Annotated in this window: 2 protein-coding genes and 1 pseudogene; 2 read left to right on the top strand and 1 reads right to left on the bottom strand. The window is 64.8% G+C overall.

Going from position 1 to position 3,456, the window contains the following annotated elements; all coding sequences use genetic code 11:
* Window positions 1–140 precede the first annotated feature (140 nt).
* A complete protein-coding gene (locus IG78_RS49960; RefSeq protein ID WP_157856073.1) occupies window positions 141–611 on the top strand; it encodes an integrase in 471 nt (156 codons plus the stop codon).
* Window positions 612–717: 106 nt separating this feature from the next.
* On the top strand, window positions 718–1,275 hold the full coding sequence (locus tag IG78_RS0140840; protein WP_051853567.1) for an HAD domain-containing protein: 558 nt from the start codon (window positions 718–720) through the stop codon (window positions 1,273–1,275).
* 584 nt (window positions 1,276–1,859) lie between these two features.
* Here the strand turns inward: IG78_RS0140840 and IG78_RS52510 are convergent.
* Window positions 1,860–3,323: pseudogene (locus IG78_RS52510) on the bottom strand (reverse transcriptase/maturase family protein); the annotation flags it as partial.
* Window positions 3,324–3,456: the final 133 nt, after the last annotated feature.

Genomic DNA, 3,456 nt, shown 5'->3' with positions numbered 1-3,456 from the left:
TGCAACACGCCCGACGATATGCAGCGCGAACGGGTCCCAAACGACGCACCTGCTCAATCGCACACAGGCTCATCCGCACACGGCCTCTGCGGACACAAGCCACTTCTTCGTGACCGACGCCATCCGCTCTGGACACGACCATGGGCTATGCCGCGATCTACTCGGAGGACGTGATCTCTCATCATCGGGCCTTCATCGCCCGCCGCAGAACCGAGTGGCCCAGCGAGGAGTACCGCGAGCTCACCGTCACCGAGTGGGACGAGTTCCTGGCCCACTTCGAGCTCCGCAAGGTCGCCCTGGGAACCTGTGGCCGCGACTACGCGACCCCTTGCCAGCATGAAAACGCCTGTGTCGGATGTCCCCTACTTCTCGTTGACCCGGCCCAGATGCCTCGTCTTCAGGAGATCCACGCCAACCTCATCGACCGCCTCCAGGAGGCCAAAGACCAGGGCTGGCTCGGCGAGGTCGCCGCCATCGAGACCACCATGGCCGCCGCCGCGCAGAAGCTGGAGGAAATGCGCGACCGTGCAGCGCAGCCCTCCACCGTTCATCTCGGCATGCCCGCCTTTCGCCGCGATGCCGGGCGAAGCAGCGCCGAGTACATGGACTGATCTCCGACGGGAACCCGCTCTTCGGCTCGCGAAGGGCGGGCCGCTGCCGCTTGACGAACCTGCTTATCGACTCGGGACGATCAGGTCGAGCCGCTATCGTGCGACGGTGACCGGTTCTGCACACCCTCCACTGCTCTTCCTCGATGTCGACGGACCCCTCATTCCCTTCGGAGCGACGCCGCAGCAGCACCCAAACGGCTATCCGACCTATCCGGCCCCAGAACCGCAGGGGGCCAGCGCGAATCCGCTGCTGGCCAGGATCAATCCGGCGCACGGGCCCCGGTTGGCGGCGCTGCCGTGTGATCTGGTCTGGGCCACGACATGGATGGCGGATGCGAATGAACACATAGCTCCGCGGATCGGCCTGCCGCAGTTGGCGGTGGTGATTTGGCCGGAGTCGTCCGACCAAGAAGAGCAGGACGAGCGAGACGGACTGCACTGGAAGACCCGCGCCCTCGTCGACTGGGCTGGCGGACGCTCATTCACATGGGTCGACGACGAGATCACAGACACCGATCGCGCCTGGGTATCCGCGCACCATCCAGGAGATGCTCTGCTCCATCGCGTTGACCCCCGCCTGGGCCTCACCGAATCGGACTTCGTCACCCTAGACGACTGGTTGCGCAGGACTCACCAGGCACCCACGTCGCTCGGCGCGTCTTGAACCTTCCCAAGTCAGCCTGTCGGCGACACGCCGAAGCCCTCGAACTTCACAAGTCTCTTCATCACCTTCTGTGAGCGGACCGGCGCTCGACATTCCCGAGAACTGCTTCAAGATCAGTTCGGTTAAGCCTGCGTCCGATGCTCCATTCTCAGGCCGGACCCGAACCAGCGGCCCCGACTCGTCGAGATCATCGAGAACCTCACTGCACGGATCGCCGAGGCCGAGCGGGAAGGGTGGCTCGGTGAAATCGAAGGACTGAAGGTGAGCCTCACGGGAGCCGAAGCCAAGCTCGCCTAGGTCGACCAGCGGGCTACAGTGCATCTCGGCATGCCCAACCTCAGCCGATTCACGGGGCGCACGATCACCACCAACGGCCCCAAAGACGCTGGCCAGCACCCCGGAAGCTAGTTCAGAGAATTCGGCATGTTGGGGAAGGCGCGCCGGGTAGCGGGGACGCATTGCTGCGTCCCCACCCCCTCAGAGTGAAGTAGGCCGCCGACGAGGTGCCCGTGGTTCGGGTCCTTTTCCGACGGCCCCTTCCCGAACGGGACGGGCCAGTTTCCCGGCATCCCGCTCTCCAGTGATCACTTCCGTGGTGGCGCGGTGCCTCGCCCGGCATGGATGTCCTCGTGGCAGCGCCGGCAGATCACCAGGGTCTTGCGCCGTCGTTTGGCCATAAGGTGCACCCAGTCGGGTTTGTCCCGACGCCCGGGCCGGTTGAGGTCGGCGAGCTTGCGGACGTGGTGGACCTCAAGATTCGTCCGGGCTTCGCAGATCTCGCAGCATTCGGCGATGAGCCTGTGGATCAGCTCGTTTCGCTTCGCGCTGGCCATGACCGGCCGCCTGTCGGTGAGGACGGCCTTGCGCTGTCGTTTGAGCGGTATCCCGCCGAAGCGGGCGACCAGTGGTTTCCTTCCCCGGTCGCGTGGGACGGTGACGGTCAGACAGGTTCGCGGTCCCTCGGGTGTCTCGACGGTGCTCTTGTACTTCCGAGCCATCTTCGTGACCGTCGACCGGTGCTTCCCGGCCAGCGTCTTCAGCAGCGAGGTCTCCATGACCCACTGGAGCCTGCCCAGGCGGAACACGTCCTGGGCGAGAAGGTAGTACTGGACGAGCCCCCGGTACTCGGCCTGGTACTTCGCGACGATCGTGAAGTCCTCGTCGTGAAGCAGCATGCCGCGTTGCGCCGGTTGCCCTTTGCTCATGTAGAGCGCGCACTTGTGCCTGATCACCTGCCGTGGCACGAACAGGCCGATCGCTCCGTTGACCGCCCGACGATTCCGGGTGATCTTCGTGTCGGAGTGCTGGGCCCTGATTTCGTAGCCGAGGAAGTGCGCCGCCTGGCTGGTGGCGTGTGTGATCACGGTCTTGGACTCGGAGAGTTCCAGCTTGAGCTCGTCATGCAGGAACGCACCGATCTTCGACTTGATCTCCTCGGCTTCGTGCTTGGGGCCGGCGAACCCCAGAAGCCAGTCGTCGGCATAGCGGACATATCTCAACCTCCGGTAGTCCGGATCGTTCGGGTCCTGGCTCGGCAGGGTGCGGCGCTGGAGCCCAAGCGCCCGCACCGCCTCCCGGTCGCCGCGCCGTCTGGCCCGCGCGATCGCGAACTCGACGGCCCTGTATGCCCGATTGGCCTGCCGACGCAGGCCCCGGTTGTACTCAGGCAGCAGAGACTGTTCGACGAACTGGTCCAGCCGGTCAAGGTAGATGTTCGAGAGGATCGGGGAGGCAACTCCGCCCTGCGGGGCGCCGCTGAGCGTGTCGTGCCACCTTCAGTCCTCCAGGTATCCGGCCTTGAGCATGTGGCTGATCAGCCGTAGGAACCGGCCATCGTGGATCTTCTCAGCCAGCGTCGACAGCATGACCTCGTGATCGAGGCTGCCGAAGCAGTCGGAGATGTCGCCCTCGATGAACCAGTGCGTCCCCTTCCAGAGGTCCGCCACCTCGCTCAGTGCGGTGTGGCAGCCCCGTTGGGGACGGAAACCGTGGGACCGGTCGGAGAACTGGACGTCGTAGTACGCCTCAAGCAGCAGACGCACCACCTCGGAGTGGTGCAGCGGATAGCTCGGTGGATCTGTGTAACGTGGGTGGGTCTTGTCACCGCCGGTGGAATTCTGACGCTGTACCTGCAGGACACCGACAGTGAAGCGGACAAGCCGAGGCCGACGCCAGTGACCT

It is taken from the genome of Streptomyces aureocirculatus (genome assembly GCF_000720475.1).
Classification (GTDB): domain Bacteria; phylum Actinomycetota; class Actinomycetes; order Streptomycetales; family Streptomycetaceae; genus Streptomyces; species Streptomyces aureocirculatus.
The sequence above is the reverse complement of the archived record's forward strand: the minus strand, read 5'-3'. Positions and strand labels throughout refer to the sequence as shown.

Coding starts and splice junctions, on each gene's coding strand:
- IG78_RS49960 (WP_157856073.1), top strand. CDS start 141: ATGGGCTATGCCGCGATCTACTCGGAGGACGTGATCTCTCATCATCGG.